14 protein-coding genes and 1 tRNA gene are annotated in these 20,393 nt (G+C 49.8%); all 15 read right to left on the reverse strand.

Going from position 1 to position 20,393, the window contains the following annotated elements; genetic code table 11:
- Nucleotides 1-118 precede the first annotated feature (118 nt).
- The 15 genes from coaW to T500_RS0105995 all read right to left on the reverse strand — a co-directional run bounded on the left by coaW (nucleotide 119) and on the right by T500_RS0105995 (nucleotide 20,391).
- Nucleotides 119-946: a type II pantothenate kinase gene (coaW, locus tag T500_RS0105925; RefSeq protein ID WP_028907348.1), complete on the reverse strand. Its 828-nt coding sequence runs from the start codon at nucleotides 944-946 to the stop codon at nucleotides 119-121.
- A 99-nt stretch (nucleotides 947-1,045) separates the two neighbouring features.
- Nucleotides 1,046-1,118 (reverse strand) — tRNA-Phe (locus tag T500_RS0105930).
- A 110-nt stretch (nucleotides 1,119-1,228) separates the two neighbouring features.
- A complete protein-coding gene (gene thiL / locus T500_RS0105935) occupies nucleotides 1,229-2,293 on the reverse strand; it encodes a thiamine-phosphate kinase (protein WP_028907349.1) in 1,065 nt (354 codons plus the stop codon).
- Nucleotides 2,284-3,156 (reverse strand): purine-nucleoside phosphorylase, encoded by an 873-nt coding sequence (locus T500_RS15290; protein WP_051611907.1) that lies wholly within the window; start codon nucleotides 3,154-3,156, stop codon nucleotides 2,284-2,286. Before T500_RS15290 ends, thiL begins: the two co-directional genes overlap by 10 nt.
- Nucleotides 3,041-4,225, reverse strand: a complete 1,185-nt coding sequence (gene lpxK, locus T500_RS16640; protein WP_028907350.1) for a tetraacyldisaccharide 4'-kinase — start codon at nucleotides 4,223-4,225, stop codon at nucleotides 3,041-3,043. The genes T500_RS15290 and lpxK overlap by 116 nt, the downstream gene beginning before the upstream one ends.
- A 15-nt stretch (nucleotides 4,226-4,240) precedes the next feature.
- The gene (sppA, locus tag T500_RS0105950) at nucleotides 4,241-6,037 is read right to left on the reverse strand and encodes a signal peptide peptidase SppA (RefSeq protein ID WP_028907351.1); all 1,797 of its coding nucleotides are present in this window, start codon (nucleotides 6,035-6,037) and stop codon (nucleotides 4,241-4,243) included.
- Between the two features lie 313 nt (nucleotides 6,038-6,350).
- Nucleotides 6,351-7,982, reverse strand: coding sequence for a chaperonin GroEL (gene groL / locus T500_RS0105955; RefSeq protein WP_028907352.1), 1,632 nt, complete (start codon nucleotides 7,980-7,982; stop codon nucleotides 6,351-6,353).
- A 33-nt stretch (nucleotides 7,983-8,015) separates the two neighbouring features.
- Nucleotides 8,016-8,288, reverse strand: coding sequence for a co-chaperone GroES (locus T500_RS0105960; RefSeq protein WP_028907353.1), 273 nt, complete (start codon nucleotides 8,286-8,288; stop codon nucleotides 8,016-8,018).
- A gap of 114 nt (nucleotides 8,289-8,402) precedes the next feature.
- On the reverse strand, nucleotides 8,403-9,185 hold the full coding sequence (locus tag T500_RS0105965; protein WP_155267453.1) for a hypothetical protein: 783 nt from the start codon (nucleotides 9,183-9,185) through the stop codon (nucleotides 8,403-8,405).
- An 81-nt stretch (nucleotides 9,186-9,266) separates the two neighbouring features.
- Nucleotides 9,267-10,640 carry a phosphoglucosamine mutase gene (gene glmM, locus T500_RS0105970; protein ID WP_028907355.1) on the reverse strand — a complete coding sequence of 458 codons (1,374 nt, stop codon included), beginning with the start codon at nucleotides 10,638-10,640 and terminating at the stop codon, nucleotides 9,267-9,269.
- 18 nt (nucleotides 10,641-10,658) lie between these two features.
- Complete coding sequence (locus tag T500_RS0105975; protein WP_028907356.1) at nucleotides 10,659-11,306, reverse strand: DUF4827 domain-containing protein; 648 nt, start codon at nucleotides 11,304-11,306, stop codon at nucleotides 10,659-10,661.
- Nucleotides 11,307-11,369: 63 nt separating this feature from the next.
- Nucleotides 11,370-12,401, reverse strand: coding sequence for a DHH family phosphoesterase (locus T500_RS0105980; RefSeq protein WP_028907357.1), 1,032 nt, complete (start codon nucleotides 12,399-12,401; stop codon nucleotides 11,370-11,372).
- On the reverse strand, nucleotides 12,402-13,343 hold the full coding sequence (locus tag T500_RS0105985) for a nucleotidyltransferase (protein WP_013065641.1): 942 nt from the start codon (nucleotides 13,341-13,343) through the stop codon (nucleotides 12,402-12,404).
- Between the two features lie 93 nt (nucleotides 13,344-13,436).
- Nucleotides 13,437-15,719, reverse strand: a complete 2,283-nt coding sequence (locus T500_RS0105990) for a BamA/TamA family outer membrane protein (protein ID WP_230580861.1) — start codon at nucleotides 15,717-15,719, stop codon at nucleotides 13,437-13,439.
- A gap of 43 nt (nucleotides 15,720-15,762) precedes the next feature.
- Nucleotides 15,763-20,391 carry a translocation/assembly module TamB domain-containing protein gene (locus tag T500_RS0105995; RefSeq protein ID WP_051611908.1) on the reverse strand — a complete coding sequence of 1,543 codons (4,629 nt, stop codon included), beginning with the start codon at nucleotides 20,389-20,391 and terminating at the stop codon, nucleotides 15,763-15,765.
- Nucleotides 20,392-20,393 lie beyond the last annotated feature (2 nt).

Genomic DNA, 20,393 nt, shown 5'->3' on the forward strand with positions numbered 1-20,393 from the left:
AAAAGGAATGAGCCCGGCATTATACCGAGCTCACTACTATAGAGAGATAAATAATTAATGTTTAATTAATCGTCCAACTTTTCGGGGTCACATCATTGCTGGTTCCCATTTTTTCTATTTATTTGTGATTAGTGGTATAATCGAGGGCGGCGCCGATGGCGGTGCAGTACTGCGAATACTTGGGGATGTGGAAACGGATGTTGTAAAGCGTTTCGAGGGCAGGGAACACCTCTTTACACTGCGGCAGCAACGAGAGGTTGCCAATGAGTACGAAATCGCGTATATCGCTGCCTATAGAGGCGAGCCAGGCGGCTGAACCTATCGACTGCAGTACCATGTGGATCAGGCCTGCTGCAATATCCTCCTTAGAGGCATCGCTCTGGGCGTTGGCAAAGTTACTGGCGGTGGTATCCATGGTTAAGCCTGGCACAGGGATGGCGCTGATATCGCCAATCGTCAAGTCGATATTACGGATATTGCCATGCTTGGCCATGGTGGCCACCTGCTTGATATCGCTGGTGTTGAGCATAATGCGGGCCAAGCCGGCCAATGTGCCACCACCCACGCCAATACCGCCTATATGGCGCATATCGTTGCCATCGCAGCGCACAAACGAGGTACCAGTACCCATTGACACCACGATGGTGTGATCGAGCTTTGACTCGAAACGTGCACCTAAACCATCGGCAACGAACTCCTGACTCTTGGCCGTGGGCAGACCGTAGATGGGCTGATCGATATAAGCTGCACCTACGCCCGTGAGCATGACCTGATCGACATCCTGCAGATTGATATCATTATCGTGCAGATACTTGCCAAAGGCACCAAAAAGTGACGTGATAGGATCGGCTGCGGTGATGCTGATTGGAGCCGACACCTTGCCATTCTTGATTCCAACAATCTTTGTAGTTGAAATACCAACATCGATACCAATAACTATGCCCATAGGAAATGTAAAAATTCAAAAATGTAATAATTATAATTCAGTATATATACGAAAAAACCCGGCTGCATTACTGCAAGACCGGGCTAATGAAAGGAGGAGTGGTACCTCCAGGAATCGAACCGGGGACACACGGATTTTCAGTCCGATGCTCTACCAACTGAGCTAAGGCACCAACATTTCAAATTCGTTTTGCAAACATCCCTTCGTTGTTTTGCGGGTGCAAAGGTACGACTATTTTTTGAACCCGCCAAACTTTTAAACACCTTTTAACAAATAAATTTACTAAGATAACGGGTTCCATCCTTGCGCTTTTAACGCAAACTCCTGATTATCACGGGTTACCAGCACCTGGCCGAATTTTGCATCGGTAATATGACCAATGAGCTTAACGCCATCAATCTGCTGAATCTTCTCGTGATCGCCGATGGGAACGGTGAACAATAATTCGTAATCCTCGCCTCCATTCATGGCGCAAGTGGTAACGTTCATGTTCATTTCTTCGGCCATAACGGCTGTCTGATAGTCGATAGGAATATTCTTTTCGTAGATACGGCAGCCTACCCCACTCTGCTTGCAGATGTGCATGAGCTCGCTTGAGAGGCCATCGCTGATGTCCATCATAGCGGTAGGACGGATGCCTGCCTCGCGCAGCTTCTGGATGATATCGCCACGGGCCTCGGTCTGCAACTGGCGCTGCAACAGATACTCCTTACCGCTGAAATCGGGCTGGAAGTGCGACAGCTCTTCGAGAGCGCGCTTATCGTTCTTTTTACGTGCCTCCTCTACCTGCTGGTAGTAAACGCTCTTTTCGCGCTCGAGGAGCTGCAGGCCCATATAGGCTGCGCCCAGATCGCCACTAACGCACACCAGATCGGTATCCTTGGCACCATTGCGGTACACGATATCCTGCTTGGCTGCCTCGCCAATACAGGTGATGCTGATGGCCATGCCTGTGAACGACGAGGTGGTGTCGCCACCAACCACATCTACATTCCACTTATCGCAGGCCAGGCGCAAGCCGCTGTAGAACTCCTCGATATCCTCGACACTGAAACGCTTGCTGATGGCGAGCGAGACGGTGAGCTGACGGGGGGTGCCGTTCATGGCGAAGATATCGCTGATGTTTACCATGGCCGACTTGTAGCCCAGGTGCTTGAGGTCGATATATGTAAGGTCGAAGTGTACGCCCTCCATCAGCATATCGGTGGTTACCAATACCTGGTTATCGGGGTAGCTGAGTACGGCGCAATCATCGCCAACACCTTTTACGGTGCTGGCGTTCTTGATTGCGATATCCTTTGTTAAACGGTCGATGAGACCGAATTCTCCTAATTTTGCTATTTCCATCCTTCAGTTGGGTGATCGGTATTAAACTTGTCTTGGTTGTGAGCCTGGATACGCTCGGCTCGGATAATCATCTCGCGCATGATGGCAGTCATCTTAGGCTGTGCCATGTTGGCAGCCTCCTGCACCTCCTCGTGGCTTACCTCGACGGGCACGTCGAAGCCACCCAGGTCGGTGATGACTGAGATACCAAAGGTCTTGATGCCACAGTGGTGGGCTACGATCACCTCGGGTACGGTACTCATACCTACGGCATCGCCACCAAAGATGCGATACATCTTATATTCGGCAGGGGTCTCGAAAGTGGGGCCCTGAACGCCTACATACACACCGTGTTGCACGGGGATATCGAGATCCTTGGCGATGCTGTCGGCCTCGGCAATGAGGTTGTGATCGTAGGTCTCGTGCATATCCGGGAAGCGGGGACCTGTGGGGAAGTTCTTGCCACGCAGCGGATGCTCGGGGAAGAGATTGATGTGATCGGTGATAATCATCAGGTCGCCAATCTTAAACTGGGGGTTCATACCGCCTGCTGCGTTCGACACATACAGGGTGGTGATGCCCAGTTCGTACATGACGCGAACGGGGAAGGTGACATCCTTCATAGAGTAGCCCTCGTAGAAGTGGAAACGGCCCTGCATGGCCATGATGTCGACACCGCCTAACTTACCAAAGATGAGCTTACCCTTGTGGCCCTCGACGGTTGACACAGGGAAGTTGGGAATATCTTGATAAGGAAACTCGTAGGTATCAGTTATTTCTGAAGCTAATTGTCCGAGGCCTGTCCCCAGTACTATCGCTGTTTTGGGACTTGTGGTCATCCTTTCTTTTAGCCAGGATGCTGTTTCTTGAATTTTTGTATACATATCCTAAAATTTTTTGATTAAACTCTTTCTGCTGGCCTTGCATGATAGCAATACGCAGCGGTAACGCATAAAGATGGCGCTTCACGTCGTCGGTAAGTCCATCAACCACCATGAGGCGCGTGGCATCCTTTTCGGTGGTGAGCACCAGTCGCGGTTCGGGCAGCTGGGCAAAGGCCTCGTTGATGGCCTGGATATCCTTACGTTTGAAATCGTGATGATCGCCAAAGACGAGAGGGGTAATCTGCGAGTCATACTGCTGCAGATCGTGCATCAACTGCTCGGGCGAGGCAATGCCTGTAAGGAGCAATATATTCTTGCCTGCGAGCGCCTCCAAGCTATCTACGGGCGTGATATTAGGCTCGTTGGTAAACACGGGGCGCGGAGCATCGTACTCTAAGGTAGAGAAGAACAGCTGCTGATAGGGATACAGATTCATGGCCTTGGTGATGACACGGAACTCCATAGGCTTGAGATCCTTGGGGCACTTGGTGATAATCACGATGTCGGCCCTGTCCTTGGCCTTAACGGGTTCGCGCAAACGGCCGGCAGGCAGCAAGCGATCGTAGATAACCAGACGATGGTAATCAACCAGCAGGATGTTGATGCCAGGCTTGACATAACGGTGCTGGAAAGCATCGTCGAGCAGTACCACATCGATATCCAACCCGCTTTCGTCGGCAGTGAGCCTGCTGATACCACGGGTGCGCTTGCGATCTACGGCTACAGTGATATCGGGGAACTTCTGCTTCATCTGGAATGGCTCGTCGCCAATCATGGGCATGGGGGTATCCTTATCGGAGAGCACAAACCCGCTGCTCTTGCGCTTGTAGCCACGACTGAGCACAGCTACGTTATGCTTGCCCTTGAGCAACCGGATAAGATACTCAACATGCGGGGTCTTGCCTGTGCCGCCCACGGTGATATTACCCACAGAGATAACGGGGGTACTGAAGGAGCGGCTCTTCAAGATACCCATCTCGAACAGCAGATTCCTGATACCCACGCCCAGGCCATACAACCATGCAAAGCCCAGCAGCTTATTATTAATTTTGATGAAATCGCCTTCCAAAACTTCTTTTCTTTTTTACTTCACGCGGATGTCGTCGAGCATACGTGCCTGCATACGACTATTGTTCTTGAGATCGTTGCGAATCTGCATGAGTGGCAGATAGGCATCGCCCAACAGCTCGCGAATCTGACCATCGAGGTATGAACCCTTGGTGTCGTTGCTCATGAGCTTCTCGAACCAACCTGGCTCGGCAGGATAAGTGGCTGTGTGATACTCCTTGAGCTTAGCCAGCTCGGCTGCCTTCTTAACAGCATCGTCGAGGCTACCCAGCTTGTCGACCAGCTTGATGCCAAGGGCATCGCTGGCCAGCCATACACGGCCCTGACCAATCTCGTTAACCTGCTCGGGCTTAAGGCCACGACCCTCGGCTACTACATTCAGGAAATTCTGATAACCACGATTGATGTAGTTCTGCATCTGACGCATAATCTCCTGGGTATCCTTACCTGCTACCAACTCGGTTTCGTAACCAGCAAACTGGTGGGTCTTCACACCATCGAAGGTAATGCCCAACTTATCGGTAACCAGACCGCTGAAATTAGGAATCAAGCCAAAGATACCAATACTACCAGTGATAGTGGTAGGCTCGGCAAAGATATAGTTGGCAGGTGAGCTAATCCAGTAACCACCTGAAGCTGCTGCACCACCCATAGATACTACAACGGGTTTCTTGGCCTTGACGAGCTTAATGGCATGGCGGATATACTCGGAAGCCACAGCGCTACCACCGCCTGAGTTAACACGGAACACAACGGCCTTTACATCATCGTCGTCGGCCAGCTTGCGCAGGTCGTCGGCCACGGTCTTACCTACAATGCAATGACCACCGCCATCGAGCATATTCATGGCCTCGCTATCTACAATGCTACCATAAGCATAGTAAACAGCAATCTTCTCGCCATTCTCCTTCTGCTTGCTCTTTACGTTGAGCATGTCGCTCAGGGTAAGCTGATTCACCTCATCGTTCTTACCCAGCTTGAGGCGGGTTTTAATCTCGGCCTTTATCTCCTCGGGGAAGAGCACCTTATCAACGAGCTTGCTCTTGATGAGCTGCTCGGCAGGTGTGAATGCCAGCAGACTATCGTTAACCAGCTTGTCGAGTTCGTCGGCCTTTACCTTGCGGCCCTCGGCCATCTCCTTGAGCCAGTACTTCCAGATACCACCCAGGTAAGCCTGGCGCTGCTCGCGATCGTAATCGCTCATGCCTGCAAGGGTGTTACTCTCTACATAGCTCTTATATTTACCAACCTTGGCCACCTGGAACTTGATGCCAAGCTTATCGTACAATCCCTTATAATACTCGCTCTTGCCACCAAGACCGCGCAGATCAACAGAGCCCTGACCATTAAGGTAGATCTTATCGGCAACGGTAGCTACATAATACGAAGCCTGCGAATAGTTATTGGCATAGGCCACAATCCACTTACCACTGGTCTTGAAGTCCTTCAGTGCATCGCGCAACTGCTGGGCTGTGGCAGGACTATCGAAGCCAGCCGAACCACCCTCGATATAGATACCCTTGATATCATCGTTGTCCTTAGCCTTGCGGATGCTGGCAATGAGATCGTCGAGGCCCATAGAGCCTGTATCGCCCAAGCCTAAGAAATCGTCGAACGGTGTACCCTCTTCGGCACGCTCGTTGACTGAGCCACTGAGTTTAAGCACAAACACAGAGTTTTCCTTGACCTTAGTTGGAGCTGAATCGCTGGCAACCATGCCTACCAAAGAAATAACGAAGAACAGTCCGGTAATCAGACTGAGGATAACAATACCACAGATAGTGGCCAATGTCATTTTCAGAAATTGCTTCATAAAATGTCTTTTATTGGTTACGTAACAGTTTGCAAAGATAGCAACTTTTTTGCATACGGCCAACAAATAAACGAAAAATAACACAAAAAACCGGCTGTCATCACGACACCCGGTTCTCGAAAAACAAACTACTTAAAAACTAATCTACTAAAACAAATCAAAAAAATTATTATTTGCGAGTGCAAAATTAGCGTGTTTTTATGTAACCCGCAAAAATTTTGTGATTAAAAACCGCATTTTTTGGCTAAAATAACTAAAAAAGGGGACGGATTGCAGAATCCATCCCCTAAATTGTTATGCAAGGTTTGCAAAATTACATCATGCCGCCCATACCTGGGGCACCGCCCATTGGCATAGCGGGTTCCTTCTCAGGTTTGTCGCAAATAATGCACTCGGTAGTGAGGAACATACCAGCGATAGAAGCGGCATTCTCGAGCGCAACACGGGCCACCTTAGCAGGATCGATAACTCCTGCCTCGCGCAGATCCTCGTACTTGTCGAGACGGGCATTGTAACCAAAGTCGCCCTTACCCTCGCGAACCTTCTGAACTACTACGGCACCCTCGCCACCAGCGTTGGTAACAATCTGGCGCAGAGGCTCCTCGATAGCACGGCAGATGATGTTGATACCTGTCTGCTCGTCGGCATTGTCGCCCTTCACGTTCTTCAGAGCCTCCTGAGCGCGGATGTAGGTTGTACCACCACCAGCTACAACACCTTCCTCGATGGCAGCACGGGTAGCGCAGAGAGCATCGTCGACACGATCCTTCTTCTCCTTCATCTCAACCTCAGAGTTGGCACCTACGTAGAGTACTGCTACGCCACCAGCCAGCTTAGCCAGGCGCTCCTGCAGTTTCTCCTTATCGTAAGATGAGGTAGTATTCTCGATCTCCTTCTTAATCTGAGCGATACGATCCTGAATGGCCTGCTTGTCGCCAGCACCGTTAACGATAGTGGTGTTATCCTTGCTTACAGTTACCTTATCGCAAGTACCCAGCATCTCGAGTGTAGCCTGCTCAAGCTTCAAGCCCTTCTCCTCGCTGATAACTACGCCACCAGTAAGTGTAGCGATATCCTCGAGCATGGCCTTACGGCGATCGCCAAAGCCAGGAGCCTTAACAGCACAGATCTTCAGACCACCACGCAGACGGTTTACTACCAGTGTGGTAAGAGCCTCAGAGTCGACATCCTCGGCGATTACCAGCAAGGGGCGTCCGCTCTCGGCAGCTGGCTGCAGAATGGGCAGAAAATCCTTGATGTTTGAAATCTTCTTATCGTAAATCAGGATGTATGGGTTCTCCATTACGCACTCCATCTTCTCGCTATCGGTGATGAAGTAAGCTGAGAGGTAACCACGATCGAACTGCATACCCTCAACTACACCAATGTGTGTGTCGCGGCTCTTGCTCTCCTCGATAGTGATCACACCATCCTTAGATACCTTACGCATAGCCTCGGCCAGCAGCTCACCAATCTCCTTATCGTTGTTGGCAGATACGGTAGCTACCTGCTCGATCTTATCGTAGTTGTCGCCAACCTGCTCGGCACTCTTAGCAATGTGCTCAGTAACAGCCTTAACAGCCTTGTCGATACCACGCTTCAGGTCCATGGGGTTAGCACCAGCGGTAACGTTCTTCAAGCCCTCTGATACGATAGCCTGAGCCAGGATGGTAGCTGTGGTTGTACCGTCACCAGCGTCGTCGCCAGTCTTTGAAGCTACGCTCTTAACGAGCTGAGCACCTGTGTTCTCGAACTTATCCTCGAGCTCAATCTCCTTAGCTACAGATACACCATCCTTAGTGATCTGAGGAGCACCGAACTTCTTCTCGATAACCACGTTGCGGCCCTTAGGACCAAGTGTTACCTTTACTGCATTTGCCAACTGGTCAACGCCCTGCTTCATAGCATCGCGGGCCTCAATATTGAATTTGATATCTTTTGCCATAATGTTTCAAAATTAAAAAATTTACATTGCTATTTATTTCTCGATAACGGCGAGCACGTCGCTCTGGCGCATCATCAGATACTTGGTTCCCTCGAACTCAAGCTCTGTGCCACTATACTTACCATAGAGCACCTCGTCGCCCTCTTTCAGAATCATAGCCTCATCCTTTGTGCCCTGACCTACGGCCTTGATGGTTCCGTGGAGTGGCTTCTCTTTTGCGGTGTCGGGAATGATAATACCGCCAATCTTCTCTTCTGCAGGTGCTGGCAATACCAACACACGGTCTGCTAATGGTTTGATGTTCATAATACTACTTTATTTTTTATGTTATACTTTTAATTTCTGCCATGATAGCTGCCAAAACCGTGCCAAATACAGGTAACGGCACGGGTAATGTGACACATTGGCAGAAAAGAACACCTATTTCTGGCGGTGCGAGCCGTCGAGGCTATTAATCTTCATGGCATAAGAGGCAATCTCGATGACGCCACCATACTCGCTGACGGCATAGTAGATGAACCAGAACACCAGCATGCCGCCACCCGAAAGCAGAGTGTAAGGCCAAACCTGGGTAGGAAAGGCTGCCGTAATGGCGATACTGCCCAAACCAAAAATAACGATGAGAACGCAACCTGTGATAAACGAGTGGTGCTTGCTAAGCAAATGGCGTTTGGTTTCGGGCGTCCACCAGCTGGGAGCGTTAACCTCGACAGTGGTCTGCTCAATGCTGTTCTGCGTTTTAAAATAGTTGCTCAGGAACATATACGACAGATACACGCCATGCAGGAAGAAGATGGCAAACGGCCACTCGCTATAGGGCCTGAGCACAGGAATAACAACTGGCAACCAGTAGGTAATGATGCCAACACCTAAGATACAGATGTCGCGGATGGCAATCCGGCGGGTAAGATAATCGGGGCACATCAACGGGGTGTGGCTCCAGCTGAACATAACAGCACCAACGTGAAAATACGACACGCTGAGGGCCGAGGCTGCTACCGGGTTCTGAAAACGCAACGTAAGATAGCCATGAATAAAGAAACCTATGGCAAAGTTGATGTAGTTGATAGCTGTAATCTTACAACTACGGTGATACACATCGTACTTACGATAATCGTAGTTATTAAACAATAGCAAGAGTGCTAACAGAAAATTTACCAGGCATGCTGCATAAAGTACTGTTTGATATAATACCAGATCCATATATTTATAGTTGAATGTATAGTTAATAGAAGAATCCCCGCCACAGATTGGCGAGGATTCGAAATAATATTTATTGATGTATTATTGCATATCGTAAACCACCTGCATGAGCTGCTTACCAAGGTCGTCGGCCTGCTCCATGGTCTGAGCCTCGCTATATACACGAATGATAGGCTCGGTGTTCGACTTGCGCAAGTGTACCCAACGATCGGGGAAGTCGATCTTCACACCGTCGATATCGTTAACCACAGCGCTGCTATCCTTAGCAAACATCTCCTTAACCTTAACCAGGATGGCGTCAACATCAGTCTCAGGAGTCAGGTCGATGCGGTTCTTGGCAATCTGATACTCAGGGAAGGTAGCACGAAGCTCGCTTACCTTGCACCCCTTCTGTGCCAGACTCGACAGGAACAGGGCGATACCTACGAGGGCATCACGACCATAGTGGCTCTCGGGATAGATTACTCCACCGTTACCCTCGCCACCAATCACAGCACCTACCTCTTTCATCTTGGTAGTTACGTTAACCTCGCCTACGGCTGCAGCGGTGTACTGACCACCGTGCTGCTCGGTAACGTCGCGCAGAGCACGGGTTGAGCTGAGGTTAGAAACAGTATTACCAGTAGTGTGACTGAGCACGTAATCGGCAACTGATACCAGTGTGTACTCCTCGCCGAACATGGTGCCATCCTCGCAAATAAAGGCCAGACGGTCGACATCGGGATCAACTACAATACCCAGGTCGAAACCACCCTTCTTCATCTTATCCATGATACCATGCAGGTTCTTCTCCAATGGCTCGGGGTTGTGGGCAAAGTCGCCTGTGCACTCGCCATTCAGAATCTCGTAATCTACATCAAGCGCCTTAAACAGGTCGGGCAGGATAATACCACCTACAGAGTTGATGGTATCTACACACACGCGGAACTTGCGCTTGCTGATAGCCTCGCGATCAACCAACTTCAGTGCCAGCACTGAGTCGATATGACGCTGGTTAAAGCTATCATCGATGGTGCAAGAACCCAACTGATCAACTTCGGCATAATCAAAATCCTCAGCCTCGGCCAGACGGAGCACCTCGGCGCCATCGGCTGCTGTGAGGAATTCGCCCTCGCTGTTGAGCAGCTTCAGGGCATTCCACTGACGGGGATTATGCGAGGCGGTAATGATAATACCACCATCGGCACCTGCCATACGTACAGCCAACTCGGTGGTTGGTGTAGTGGCATAACCAATATCGATTACATCGTAGCCCATACCCATCAAGGTTCCAACTACTACGTTACGAACCATCAGGCCTGAAATACGACCATCGCGACCCACTACTATCTTCTTGCCACCAATAAACTGGGCATAAGCAGTGGTAAACTTTACTATGTCTAAAGGATTAAGCGTGTCACCTGTGCGTCCGCCGATTGTACCACGGATGCCGGAAATAGATTTGATTAATGTCATAATATGTTTATAATTCTCTTAAGATTCACGTTGGAATGTGAGCTCATAATAATAGGGTGTTACATAGCTCGAAGCTGTGGCATGACCCTGAGAATGAGGCACAATCAGGCGCACCTTGGCGCACTCGTCGGTAAGCGACTGAGGGCGGCCCACCTTTACATAAGTAAGGGGGACCAACCAGCCTGAAGGTACCGAAGCACTCGAATAAGCCTTATACATTAGTCCGCTCTCAAACGATGCTGTGAAAGAGCTGCCTGAACGAGATACTGATATAATGTCGGGCAGAGTTACTACCGAAACACCATTATAAGCCAAGCGGGGATCGCTGTTGCTGATAGTAGTGGTATCCTCAAGGATATTATACTCAGCGAATCGGGCTACCAGACGAGTGCTCTCGCCATCCTGCAGCTGGGTGCCACAGCCTGGGCGAACAATCTGCATATACACACCACTCTTATCAAGCTTTACATACTGGTTCTTAACCGTATCGGTGGTATAACCCTGCTGGTTAAACTGATCTTCGCTAATAACAACAATCGAGCGGTCGGAAATGAACTTTGCAATGGCAGTACGTTCCTTTTCCTTCTTATCGCCGTAGGTCTCATAGTCGTTACAACTGCTGAGAACAGCGGCCATGGCTATCATGATAAACAGTATCTTCTTCATCTTGCATTTACTATTTGATGGTGCAAAAATACGAATATTTTCGTAAACACCAACAATATTAGGCTACTTTAACTTGTTTTCATAGGCAGAAATTGCCTTTTTGGTAATTTCTATCGCCTCTTCGATGGTTCCTTCTATCTTTCCACCCGATGCATTCAGGTGTCCACCACCATTAAAGAACTCCTCGGCCATCTGGTTACAGGGGAAGTCGTCCACAGAGCGCAGACTAACCCAGACCAGGTTTTTCTCGGTATCCTCGCGCAACGAGATCGACAGCTTAAGGCCCTTAATCTGCTGGGGCATGTTTACCAAACCCTCGGTATCGCCCTTGATATAGTTGAAACGCTTCAGCTCGTCGCGAGTAAGCGAATAGAAAGCGGCATGATACTCAGGCATATAAACCAGCTTCTCGTACATCACATAGCCCATCAGGCGGATACGATTCTCGGAATAATTATGATAAACGTTACGATAGATACGATCCTTATCGATGCGCTTGGTGAGCAGCTCGCTGATAATCTGGAAGATCTCAGGACGGGTGCTGTTGAAGGTAAAGCCACCTGTATCAGTCATCATTCCACAATACACGGGTACGGCAAAAGCCTTATCCAGCTGGGCAAAGGCGCCCATCTGCCATACAATGCGGAACACCAGTTCGCAAGTGCTCGAAGCCTCGGGCTGCGACACAATCAGGTCGGCAGCTACATCGGGCTTCAGGTGGTGATCGATGAGCACCTTCTTGGCCTTGCTGCTTACCAGGGCCTGCTCCATCTCGTCGACACGACTTGGAGTATTGAAGTCGAGACAGAACACCAGGTCGGCAATCTTAAACAGCATATCGCACTTTTCGCGATGCTTATCGTAACGCACAATCTTATCAGTATTGGGCAACCACATCAGGAAGTCGGGATACTGATCGGGCACAATCACGGTAACATCCTTTCCGCGTAAGCGCATATACTCGGCCCAACCTAACGACGAGCCAATAGCATCGCCATCAGGACTTTTATGACAGGTAACAAGTACCGTATTTGCATCAGAAATCAGCTGGTCCATCAGGGCCAGCTGATTAGTATCTAAAATGTTTATATTCATTTAGAACAATTTGTTAGGATATACACCCTCGTCGACCAGCTGCTTGATACGAGCAACAGTAGCGTCGCGATCGGCTGCATAGGTTACACCGAACCACTTGCTGGTGGTATCGAGTACCTCAACGGTAGCTGTACCGTCGTTGATGAGCTTGTTAACCATGAGGGGGATAAAGAACTCGGCCTTGAGGTTCTCGAGGTTCTTTGGATCGCTCAGGAACTCCTTGAAGTACTCCTCAGAATACTGGAAGTAATCGGGTGTGAAGCCCCACATATTCATTGATACAGGGGTATTATCCTCGACAGCTACCCACTTGCCGTCCTCGTCCTTGTAACGAACAGGCTCGTTAGCAGCACCTGCGTTTGAACCATCCTCAGCGCAACGTACAATCTCAGTGCGCTCTACTACAGTTGTGAGGTGACCCTTTTCGTTCTTTGAGCATACGCCACGTGCTACAGTACCATTCTCAGAGAGAGTATTGCCTACACGGAAACCTACCATAGCATACTGGTTCTTAGCACCCTCGGGCAGATTTGCCAGGTACTTACCAATAACCATGAAGGCATCGCGATTGTAGAAGTCGTCGCAGTTAATTACACAGAAAGGCTCCTTGATAACGTCCTTACCCATGAGTACAGCGTGGTTGGTACCCCATGGCTTCTGACGACCTTCGGGAACGCTGAAGCCCTCGGGCAGTGCGTCGAGTGCCTGGAAGCAGAGCTCACACTTTACCTTACCCTCGTACTTAGCGAGAATCTGAGTGCGGAACTGCTCCTCGAAATCCTTACGGATAACCCATACAATTTTGCCAAAGCCAGCCTGGATGGCATCGTAAATACTATAATCCATAATGGTCTCGCCATTTGGGCCCAGACCGTCGAGCTGCTTCAAACCGCCGTAACGGCTACCCATACCAGCTGCGAGCAAAAACAAAGTCGGTTTCATTTTTTCTTAAAATTTTTGAGTTATATCAATTTTTTGCGTGCAAAGGTACAAAATATTTTGGACTTAAGCACAAAAGAATCGAAAAAAAATGCGTTAGAACGGATAACCAACTGCAAAATGCAAAGTATGGGCACCACTAAAGCTGGGCACATTAAAATAGCCCGACTTACCCGTTTCGTACGGGCAGTGGATGGCCAAGCCCCAGTCTAAGCGGATAACCAGGAAGCCCAGATCGTATCGCAAGCCCACACCAGTGCCAAGCGCCGTGGTCTTTACCAACTGCTTGAGCGATGTGGGGAATTTGCCACCCTCGACATACTCATCGGTAAAGTCCCATACGTTACCTGCATCCAGGAATACGGCACCATTCAAATCGCCAAACAGCTTGGTGCGATACTCCAGGTTGCCCACCAGCTTTGCCTCGCCAGTCTGTATCAGGTAGTCGAGCTGGCGACCTAACCCACGACCATCGAAGGAACCAGGACCAATGGAGCGTACACCAAAGGCACGGATGGTATTGGCACCACCCACATAGAAGTACTCGCTATAAGGTGCCTCGCTACTATTACCATAGCAATAGATAACGCCACCATTAAAATGACCTATCAGCTGCGAGGTTGGGGTGAGATTCCACGTTTTTGAAAAATCGGCCTCTAAACGCAGGAACTGCGAATATGGGGTCTTAAACAGCTCTTTATCCTTCTCGTTGAAAGAACGTCCAAAAGCATAATCCCAAAGCGACACCAGATTGCCCGACTCTTCGAGTGTTACCTCCCAACGGACGGGATGGCGCAACGACGACGGACTGGTGTACATATAGGTATAGCGCATCTTGGGCATAAAGCAGTCCTCCATCGAGGCTGCCAGATAGGGATTCTCAACAATCACCGAGTCGAACTTCTCGGTATGGCTGTTTACAAACTGGTACTTGAGCGTGAGGGGCGAGAACTCGTGACGACTATTGGCCGACGACTGCCAGCGATAGGTCCACTCACCACTAACGATATGCATCTTATAATAATCCGGGCGACGAATCACATCGCTCGACACCTTGGCATAGGTGGTAGGCGTAGAATAGAAATGGCGACGGATGACACGACCATTCTTATCGCGACGCACACGATCGCTATGAATAAAAGGTGCAATGATACGTGGGAACTCAATCGACACATCGGCACCATACTGATAGCTGTTCATATCCGAATCGGCACCCTTCTGCCACTCGTAGGCACCATGCAGGTTCAAATCAAGCTTCTCGCCAGCATGGAAAGCATTACGACGGGTAAGACCGATTCGGGCCTGAGGACCATAACGACCACTGGTACGTCCGATGGCATTACACTCGATATAGAAATCGTAGGGTTTATCGAAGGTGCAGTTCAAACGCAGGTCGAGGGTATCAGAATCGGGACGAGGCGTGAACTGGAAGTCGGTACTGCTGAATACGCCTGTGGCATTAATCCTACTGGCCGACTCCATATACTTCTCGTAGCTGTACTCCTGACGTGGGCGCAGACTGAGGTTACGCAGCACCACGCGAGGCATGATAGGCGACTTTTTGCCATTGAAATGAATGGTGAGATAACGACGCTGTACAGAGTCGGTAAGCACCTCGCGGGCCGACTTACGGAAGTTAACATCCAGCTTGCCGATATACCACTTGCGCAGGGCCACATCGGGCAGTCCGTGCGCCAGCTGGAATCGTAGCTGCGCCTTGTTATCCACAGCAAATGTATCAGCCAGGTACGAGGCATAGCTGGGACTGTAATAATAGTAGCCATTGTTACGCAGCAGTGTGCTGATACGTGTACGCTCGGCATCAAGGTTATTGATACTGAAAGGCGACTGACTCTTGATGAGACTCTCGTCGCGGGTTGAATCGATGAGTGCCTGAATGGGCGCTGGGAAGTTGACATAGCTCACTGAGTCGAGTGTAAACAGCGAGTCGAGATGTACGGTATAGCCAATCTTGCACTTTTTGGCATTCTTCTGTGGCACCAGCTCGTAAGTTACATCACCACGGAAATAGCCGTTGTTGCGCAATACCGAGCGTGCCACACTACTGCGAAGCTCTGGGTTAACCTGACTCATCAGCACAGGTGGCTTACCAAACGTTTTGGTCATCCAGCGTGCAAAGCCCGAGTCCTTACCCGCGTACTTATTATATACCCACAGGTGCCACGACCAAGGCACAGTGTAATAGCTACTGCCAAACAGCGATCCGTTGGGTTCGGTAGCCAGGGCGGCCTCGAGCTCAACCTTGGTATTCTCCAAGTGGGTGCCGTAAGCCTCTACGTCGTAATCCTTCGCATCTTCGTAGGCAATCTTGGTAAGTCCCGTAAAGAGCTGCTCGCCTTCAGGGATATTCTTTGTCATTGAGCACGAAGCCAGACAAAGCACTAGGGGTATATACTTGATATTATTTAGCATGGCGTTCTCTGTTTGTGGCTGGAACACTATCCCTACGGATGGTATCGCGAGGCGTGGTGGTTCGTGGCATCAGCATGGGCTGTTCCTTCTTCCAGAAGCTAAACACATCCATCAGCGAGTTCAGCTTACGGCGCCAAACAAAACCTATACCATATTCGCCTGTGTAGCCCTCCAGCCAATCGTAAACGTTCTGGTTATAGAACAGCTTCAGGTTCTTGGTAGCATCCTGATTCAGGCGATACTCCATCGTGACGTTATCGAAGAACGACTGGTTCTGACCACCCATCGCATCATTGGCACCCGACGATACTTTTCCACCCAATTCTATGCGCAGGCGATTATTGAAGAATCGCTTGGCAAACTTAAACGAGTAGTCGGTATGCATCGCACCCGAAGCATCAGTAGTGTTATCGATACCCAAGCTCAGGTCGAGTGTCTTCAAGGCCGAACCTGCTATCGTATTAATCTCGCTCTGTAGGAACGAGCTCAAGGCCGAGTTCATCGAGAAGGCACTGGTGTTGGTATCAGCCAGATACATACCGGTGGTAAGCATCGCCACAGCCATTTTTCCACGTTCCTCTTTCGACATCGTAGTCAACTCGCCACTCACCGTCTGATCCTCAGGTGCATCGATGATAAACTCCAGACCCATATCGTTCAGTGTCTTGGTGATTATCACACCACAATCAAACAGCACTGAACGGGTACCACCAGCCTCGTTGGTGACATTAGCCTTAGTACGCTCGGTAGCCGTGATGTTCAGTTTAGGATTCATTGGATCGCCTGTAAACTCTACGTAGCTGCCCTCCTTAACGGTAAAGGTCTTGAGCGGGATAACAGGCAACGAATATTTCATCTCGCCACTCGACAAGGTATAACGACCAGTAAGGTTGATACCCTCAGCATTATACTTCATACGCAGGTCGCCACCACCCATCAAATCTACGTAGTTGCTCTCATCTACATTCAGGGCGCAAACCACATGGGCACCCTGCGATACATTGATAGTAAGATCAACATTCAGGCCCGATGGTGTAGGACGGGTAACCACCGTAGTGGTAGAATCGCTGAAGTCGGTAAACTTAACCAACTCGTCCAAACGGTTATCAGTTGAAAGTGGCGAATCGAGCAGCATATAGGTCATATCGGTAGAACCCAGCACATCCAGACGACCACGCATGTTCAGCGCCTCGAGCGGACCTTGCAAGCGACTCATAAAGTTAACGTATGCCTTACCCCACGCCACACTCTTGGCCTGACGCTTAGAGTTGATAAGCAGGAAATTATTGGCACGCATACGCATATCCATCATGATATGCTCGGTATCCGAGAAGTCGATGTTACCCATCAGGTTCAGCAGGTCGTTATTGCTCGAGTAGAGTCCGAAGTTCTCCAGCATCAGCTTAGAACCTACGATACGCACGGGGTCGTTATCAAAACGCATGCGGATACCATAGGGGATGCTGACCAGATAAGCCGAATCTACATACATCTCACCATTCACCTCAGGATGAGTGGTGGTGCCACGAATGGTTACACTCCCCTCGCCATAGCCCTCCAAGCCTACCAACTGGTCGGGTACAAATCCATTTACCAACGACAAAGGCAGACGCGTCATCGTAAAGTTGGCATCGATAAAACCCTCGCCCTGACTCTTGTAGATACCACTCAACAGACCAAACTCCTCGTCGTCGAGCATCAGGCGGGCCTCAACGGCGTGGGTATCATCCTCCTTCATCAGATAAACCAACTCGGTACTGATATTACCAATGGGCGAACCCTCGTAGGTCATCTGGCGCACAGCCATATCGCTGGCCACAGAGATATTCTCGTTCTTATCCTGCAGGATATGATAATCGCCATTCAGCTTACCTGTAATGCGTGGCAGATAGGGGATCACAGAGGTGAGTTCGCCCAAATCAAAGCTGTTCACACTCAGGGTGATGTCCTGCAGCATGGTAGAATCCTGGTTCTCGGTATAGAGTTTGATACCCGTCTTATCGTCGGCAATCAAATCCACCTTAGCCTGCAAGCGTTTGTTGCGACCCATAAACAGGAAGTTATCCTTATTCAAGTTAAACTCCTTATAACCAATAGTTGGGCGCTCGGGCAACAGCTTAAAGCGGATACCATCGCTCTCCATCTCGGCTGTAACGCCTAAGCGCAAGCCCATTTTTTCGTGCTGGTCGAAAAAGCGCAGACCTACCAAAGCACCATGCTGGTGAACAGTACCATCAATCAGCGCATTGAAAATAAACTGCGGATTACGCTTGTTATTGCGCACCTGACCTTGGTAGGTTAAGCGATCACCCTTCTGCGTCAGATTCAAACGGATGGTATCAATACGGGTACTATCGTAAACCAACGAGTAGAGATAGCTCTGACCATTAATACCTGTTACAGGAGAGGTGTTCACATCCAGCATCAACTCCTTAAACTGCACGTCGAGCGCCTTCAGCAAGCTGGCCATCGGGTTGTCGCGCTTACTCTCAACATGCAGTTTCATCTCGGGCAGCAGACGCTTGATGGCTGGCTGGTCGATAATGCGCTTATCAATCTGCGCCATCGTTGAGTCGCCTAAGATACTGAGTTTCTTCAGCAGGCGCTCGTAGTTGCCATGAGCATCCAGCTTCACAATAAAGTCGCCACTCTGAATACGGGCAATCACCGTATCAACGGTAGTATTGATATGCAGTCCGATAAAATCGGGGCGCAGGGTTTCGTTCTTACCTTTGATGTAGATTTCATCTACCAATCCTGTTACACGGTGCGTGAGCTTCATATCCGATACCACATCAACCGATCCGCACATACCTATGGCCAAAGGCATGTCTACCAGGCGCATACGATACAAATCGGCCTTATCCAGATCGGCACTGATGGTAGCCATCAGTTTTTTGGTATTCAGCATGGCGTCGACACCTATGGTACCCTGCAACAGTTCGTTATGTCCTGTGATAGATGCCAATGCATGTCCGTTTGCCAAGGTGGCTTCGGCATTCATCTGCTTCAAGTCCCAACTGCCATACTGCAACTGATATACCTTAGCACTGGCAGTCAGCTTGCTCTTGTTCGACAGGAAATCGGTACCATATCCCTTGGCCTTCACATCGGCTGTGAGGGTATAGATCGAGTCACGAGGCATAAAATGATGCAGATTCAGGCGGTTGATACTCACATCAGCATCGTAGCTCATAGCAGCAGTCAACAAGTCGCCTTTGGCATTAGTTGGTATGCTGGCGCTACCCTTCAGCTTTACTGTGCCTGCACCCTCGCGCAGTGTGAGATTGGTGGCATAGCGGGTGCCATCGGCCTTCAGCTTACCATCTATCGCCATACCTGGCAAACGATAATCGCGCATAAAGGAAGGATCGGCCAAAGCCAAGGCAAAGTTCAGATTCTCGGTCTTGGCATTCAGGGCGATATCAGCCTTCAGCTTGGTGATATCTGTTACGTTATCAGCCGTACCAGTAGCTGTGATACGGAAGGCAGTTGGCAGATGGATGTTGAGTCCCGTAAACGCCATGTGCTGCATGTTACCATTAACAGAGCCCTTGATGCTGATGGGATGGTTAGGATAATTACGCACAAAGGCCTGTGGCATATCACCAGCAATGCGCATCACGTCCTGCTTACCTATCTGCGCATTCAAACGCAGCTTCATCGCACCAGGTTGTTGTTCATCGAAGGTATTAAAGTCCATCGCCAGCTCAGTCTCGATATCTGTATCAGGCGTTTGCAATCTCAGCTGGGGAATGGTCAGTCGCTTGTCGTCCATCGTGACGCGGGCCGACAGGTGATTTACCTGCAAGCCGCTTTTCTCCTTCGCCCTCAGGTCCCTAATAATAAGAGAGGTGTTAGGCTCCACGTATTCAATCGAATCGATACGCAGGTTGATATCTGTAAGTGCCAGATGGTTATAATCCAGTCCGCTCACCTCTGGCTCGTAGCGGTTGTCGTAGTTCAGGCGTCCTTCGTTCCAATCCAGACTGCCCACTTTATAAATCTTGTTACCAAGGTCGGCCAGCACCTCGCGTGCCACTGCCCTACCCATATAGGCCTGGGCATTCAATGTGTCGCCTGGCAGGTGAACCATGAAACTACTCTTCAGGATACTCACCGAATCGGCATTTACTATCCATTTCATTGTCGATTCCGTGGTGTCAACAGCCGCTGTATCGCTCAGGGCGATATCCAGTTGGGCTTCTGAAAGTCGGGCACCATTCACTTCTACGGTTTCCTGATCAAGGTCGATACCTTTCGACGATAGCCAAAGCTCCTGCAGATTACCTTTGATACGCAGGTCACCAATAAAGCCATTGGTATTCAGTTTGGCATCAGTCAGCGATAGCTCGTCTATCACCACACGCTTGCTAAACAAGGGTATCAAGCGCACATCGCACACCATCTTGCGCACATCGGCAATGGTGTCGGTCTGGTTAGCTATCGAATCATTCTTGGACGAGCCAAGCGGCAAAGCCGAGCGCGGGTGTAAAGCACGAAAGCCCTCGATGCCTAAGTCGAGCGGAAACTCCAGGCATACCCGTTCCACAGTGATGTCCATGCCCGTTTTCTCCGAGGCGACGGCGGCCACCTTCTTTACCGCCCAATTTTGCACAG

It is taken from the genome of Xylanibacter ruminicola Ga6B6 (assembly GCF_000687715.1).
GTDB lineage: Bacteria > Bacteroidota > Bacteroidia > Bacteroidales > Bacteroidaceae > Prevotella > Prevotella ruminicola_B.